The sequence below is a fragment of the Rickettsia sp. genome (genome assembly GCF_965035265.1).
Genome location: NZ_CBCDJS010000104.1, coordinates 1 through 4178 on the forward strand (window position 1 = coordinate 1; position 4178 = coordinate 4178).

A 4178-nucleotide genomic window follows, 5' to 3' on the forward strand; every position below is an offset into this window, starting at 1 on the left:
TAGCATGATCAATCGGTGGTAAATTTTCATATATCTCATCATCGATTTTAGCTTCCGGATTCTTTATTAAAGCTTCTTCAAGTAAGATTTGCGTTAAGTAATCTTCTACATTTTCTACTATTTTTAAGATCCTTAAAAGATTTATCTCACCGGTTTTTCTATTTATCTGAGCTTTAATATTATATTCATTACCGTATTTTTTTCGTCCTGCTACTTGTACCGCTTGTTCAACCGTTGAAATCAAAATTTCTTTTGATATTCCTTTCTCACGAGCTACAGAATCTATAATTTGTAAAATTTCTACGTTACCTATATTAGACATACATTATCTCTTACTGCTTTTTAGGCTCTGTAAAGATTTCTAAAAAGATTTAATTTTAGTTATTTTTTGCTGCAAATTACAAGATTTTTTTGAAATATGAATACTATTTCTTCAAAAATCTTATTAATTTTCGCTAAAAAATAACTCAAAATAAAAAATCAATTAGAAACCTTCATAGAACCTAGTAATTTTTTAAATACTTCTTCCGTTAAAACTAGATTAGCGTTTTTAATTAAATCATAATCTATTAGTACTTCTTGTTCTTCACATTTCAAATATATTTTATTATTTTCGGCTTTAATTATTTTACCCTGATAACGAGTTTTGCCATTCAATAATTCTTTAAGTTTGATTTTAACTTCTCTTTCTAAGAATCTTTTATAATTTTCAAACTTTACTAACGGACGTTCAAGACCGCTTGATGCTACTTCTAAAGAATATGCGTCTTCTATTAAATCTTCAACATCCAAAATAGCGGAGATAGTCCTGCTTGCTTTAGTACAATCTTCCACAGATATTTTTTCATCGTTTAAGCTATCAATCAATATCTCGACTACTTTAGGATTAACACCTTTAAACTTAACAAGAACTAACTCAAATCCCATATCCGTCAAGGATTCTTCTATTACGTTTGTTATTTGTTGTTCAATAGTTTGCATATTTGATGTTTATAACAAAAAAGGTGGGATAACCCACCTTTTTTTAAATTTTATAATGCTTATCCGTAACGAAAATACACTAATTAGAATATATAAGCAATATTTAACTTTATATTTTTATAATATAACTAAATACCAAAAATTTTAAGGAAACGTGCTTCTATCTATTACTGTTTAAAAAAATTATTTATAATGAACTTCTTGTTAACTAAATAGTAAGATATATGTTTTTAAAATTTAAGGAAGCTTTTTCTTATTGTAATGTGATTTGTTTTATCATAGGAATTTTTTGTCTTGTATTATTGTCAGCAGGATTATATGACAAGTATATTTTGTGGCAAGATCAAAAAACTTTCTTGTTTGACCGAGCAGCTATTAATTTAAATATCTTACTTTTATTTTTGGTAGCTCCTACCTATTTTGTAATAAAAGATCAACTTTTTAAAAAAGCACTTTTTATGACATTTTATCTTGCTTGTTATTTTGGTCTCTTTGCAATATTGCATAATTTTTGTTGGATTTATTTTCTAGGTAAATACTAACTGATTATATTGATCTCTGCCCCACTATTAAAAACTCTTTATTCCCTTTAGCTCCTAGTATTGGACTTTCTATAATACCTAATATTTTAAAATTATATTCTTTCTCAAGCCAATCTTTTATTTTATCGCATACTTTTTGATGTAAGAGAGGATTTTTAATAATACCGCCTTTTTCAACTTCATGCTTTTCGACTTCAAACTGCGGCTTTATTAAAGCAACAATCATACAATCTTCTTTAGCTAAATTTAGTGGGGTTGGTAATATAGTAGTTAAACTAATAAAGCTGGCATCACAAACAATTAAATCAGGCTTCGTTGTTATTTGTTTATCGGCTAAATATCGTGCGTTAGTCTTCTCGAGCACTTTAATTTGTGGATTATCACGTAATTTAGGGTGAAGTTCACCGTAACCGACATCTACTGCAAAGATTAATTTTGCTTTACGCTCAAGTAACGCTTCAGTAAAACCGCCGGTGCTACTACCTATATCAATACAAACCAAATTTTCAGGATTAATTTTAAAATAATCCAAAGCAGCAATTAACTTTAATGCCCCTCTTGAAACATAATTATGTTTCGGTAATTTTACTTTTATATCCGTGCTATTTATATTAACTTGTGTACCTGGTTTAGTTAACTGCTCATACTTATTATGTACTTTACCTTGGATGATTAAACTTTGTGCTATGGTAATATCTGTTACAAAACCTTTTTTCAGCAAATATTCATCAAGCCTTATTTTGGTCATAATAATAAACTAAACTACTCAAACCCTAACTAATATATGTCTTTTTTTACCGGCAGAAAGTTTTATAACATTTTTATCGAGTAAAAAAGTAGTATTAATTATCATATTCTCATCTGCAACTAACTCATCATTTATTTTAGCACCCTTCCCTCTTATAAGTTTACGTGCTTCCGATTTAGAGCTAGCAAGCCCTGCTTCATGAAATAGCTCATATGCACTAATGCCCGCCTGTAATATTTCCGGTTCTAAAACAACCGTATGTAAATTTTCATCGATTTCCCCTTGCTCAAATATCTTTACCGCAGTTTCTAGAGCTGATTTTGCTGCTTGTTCTGAATGACAAAGCTTAGTTAGCTCATACGCAAGCTGTTTTTTAGCTGCATTAATATCTTCAGCCACTAAGCTCTCAAATTTATTAAGCTCTTCCTCCGTTAACTCACTATATAATTTAGCAAATCTAATTACGTCGGCATCTTCACAATTACGCCAATATTGGTAATAATCATACGGACTTAGCAGTTCTTCATTAAGCCATACCGCCCCTGCCGCAGTTTTACCCATCTTAGCACCTGAGCTAGTCGTAAGTAGCGGCGTCGTCATACCGAATACTTCTTTGCTGCTTATTTTACGAATTAAATCCGCTCCCATTACGATATTGCCCCATTGGTCACTACCGCCAAGCTGCATGCTGCAATTATAATGTTTGCTTAAATAGTAAAAATCATAGGCTTGCAATAACATATAGTTAAATTCTAAGAAGCTTAAATGCTGCTCACGCTCAAGCCTTAGCTTTACCGAATCCATAGTAAGCATACGATTAACTGAGAAATAGCTACCAAAATCCCGTAAGAAATCTAAATAATTAAGAGAGTCTAGCCACTCTGAATTATCTAGCATAATAGCATCACTTTTACCGTCACCGAATTTGATAAATTTTGACAGTGATTTCTTTATACCCTCGGCATTTTTAGCTATATCTTCTTTGCTTAAAATTTTACGAGCTTCATCTTTCCAAGTAGGATCACCGATTTTACTAGTACCGCCGCCGATAATCACAATAGGCTTATGCCCATGCTGCTGTAATAGTCGCAGGATCATTATCTGCATTAAACTACCGATGTGAAGTGATGTAGCAGTACAATCAAACCCGATATAAGCAGCTATCTTAGTTTCTTTCGTTATATTAGTTAACCGATCTAAATCGGTACATTGATGGAAATATCCTTTGTTTATAAATTCTTCTATAAAAGTCATATATTGTTCTAAATTTAAGTTTATTACTATAACGTATGTTATCCCTAGCTAAAAGCGGCATTGCCCACATGGATCGAAAAACCTCCTCTATGTCATCCCTGCGAAAGCAGGAATCCAGTACCTTAAAGCTTTTTAAAAGCTCGATTTATCTCGCTTTACCCTAGATTCCCGCTTTTAGCTAGGAATGACATAAGAGCCATGCGGACACGAGCAACGCCTACGGCTGCATAGCTCACGATAAAATCTATAGTTTTACAATTTAGTAGCGTCTAAATGAATTAGCATATTAAGATAGGTTTGATAAGGTAAACCATGTTTAGAAGCTTTAATTTTTATTGCTTCTATGTCATGCTCTGCAATCCTGATAGTAACGGATCTCTTTTTATTAAGATGTGCTTTTGCAGATTTTTGAAGCAAAGCTATTTCACTTTTATCATCAATTTTTTGCTGCTTTTCAAAATTATCTTCAATATCTTGTTCGTAAGGATCTAGTTTGATACTCATAACACAACTATTTTCAATTTTAATTTATTATAAATAATGTAAGTACTTTGTCAATACTTGATATATTAGATTATCATGCGAATAGTTGTAAATCCGTACATTGGATTTTGTGAAAGAAATTTAATTTAATCTATTTTTTAGTTCTCTTT

6 protein-coding genes are annotated in these 4178 nt (G+C 31.1%); 1 reads left to right on the top strand and 5 read right to left on the bottom strand.

All coding sequences use genetic code 11. From position 1 onward, the window contains the following. Window positions 1–322: NusA N-terminal domain-containing protein (locus AC1Z7D_RS06170; protein ID WP_482602900.1), on the bottom strand; the 322-nt coding region annotated here is incomplete at its 3' end. Between the two features lie 158 nt (window positions 323–480). Further along, the gene (rimP, locus tag AC1Z7D_RS06175) at window positions 481–981 is read right to left on the bottom strand and encodes a ribosome maturation factor RimP (RefSeq protein ID WP_482602902.1); all 501 of its coding nucleotides are present in this window, start codon (window positions 979–981) and stop codon (window positions 481–483) included. 224 nt (window positions 982–1205) lie between these two features. Here rimP and AC1Z7D_RS06180 point away from each other — a divergent pair, with 224 nt between their 5' ends. Then, window positions 1206–1523 carry a hypothetical protein gene (locus AC1Z7D_RS06180; protein ID WP_482602903.1) on the top strand — a complete coding sequence of 106 codons (318 nt, stop codon included), beginning with the start codon at window positions 1206–1208 and terminating at the stop codon, window positions 1521–1523. A 4-nt stretch (window positions 1524–1527) separates the two neighbouring features. Here AC1Z7D_RS06180 and AC1Z7D_RS06185 read toward each other — a convergent pair whose 3' ends face one another. From AC1Z7D_RS06185 to AC1Z7D_RS06195, 3 genes are all read right to left on the bottom strand, one after another. After that, window positions 1528–2271 (bottom strand): TlyA family RNA methyltransferase, encoded by a 744-nt coding sequence (locus tag AC1Z7D_RS06185; protein WP_482602904.1) that lies wholly within the window; start codon window positions 2269–2271, stop codon window positions 1528–1530. Window positions 2272–2289: 18 nt separating this feature from the next. Beyond that, window positions 2290–3525, bottom strand: coding sequence for a tyrosine--tRNA ligase (gene tyrS, locus AC1Z7D_RS06190; protein ID WP_482602907.1), 1236 nt, complete (start codon window positions 3523–3525; stop codon window positions 2290–2292). Between the two features lie 252 nt (window positions 3526–3777). Continuing rightward, complete coding sequence (locus AC1Z7D_RS06195; RefSeq protein WP_482602909.1) at window positions 3778–4029, bottom strand: CopG family antitoxin; 252 nt, start codon at window positions 4027–4029, stop codon at window positions 3778–3780. Window positions 4030–4178 lie beyond the last annotated feature (149 nt).

Coding starts and splice junctions, on each gene's coding strand:
- rimP (WP_482602902.1), bottom strand. CDS start 981: ATGCAAACTATTGAACAACAAATAACAAACGTAATAGAAGAATCCTTG.
- AC1Z7D_RS06180 (WP_482602903.1), top strand. CDS start 1,206: ATGTTTTTAAAATTTAAGGAAGCTTTTTCTTATTGTAATGTGATTTGT.
- AC1Z7D_RS06185 (WP_482602904.1), bottom strand. CDS start 2,271: ATGACCAAAATAAGGCTTGATGAATATTTGCTGAAAAAAGGTTTTGTA.
- tyrS (WP_482602907.1), bottom strand. CDS start 3,525: ATGACTTTTATAGAAGAATTTATAAACAAAGGATATTTCCATCAATGT.
- AC1Z7D_RS06195 (WP_482602909.1), bottom strand. CDS start 4,029: ATGAGTATCAAACTAGATCCTTACGAACAAGATATTGAAGATAATTTT.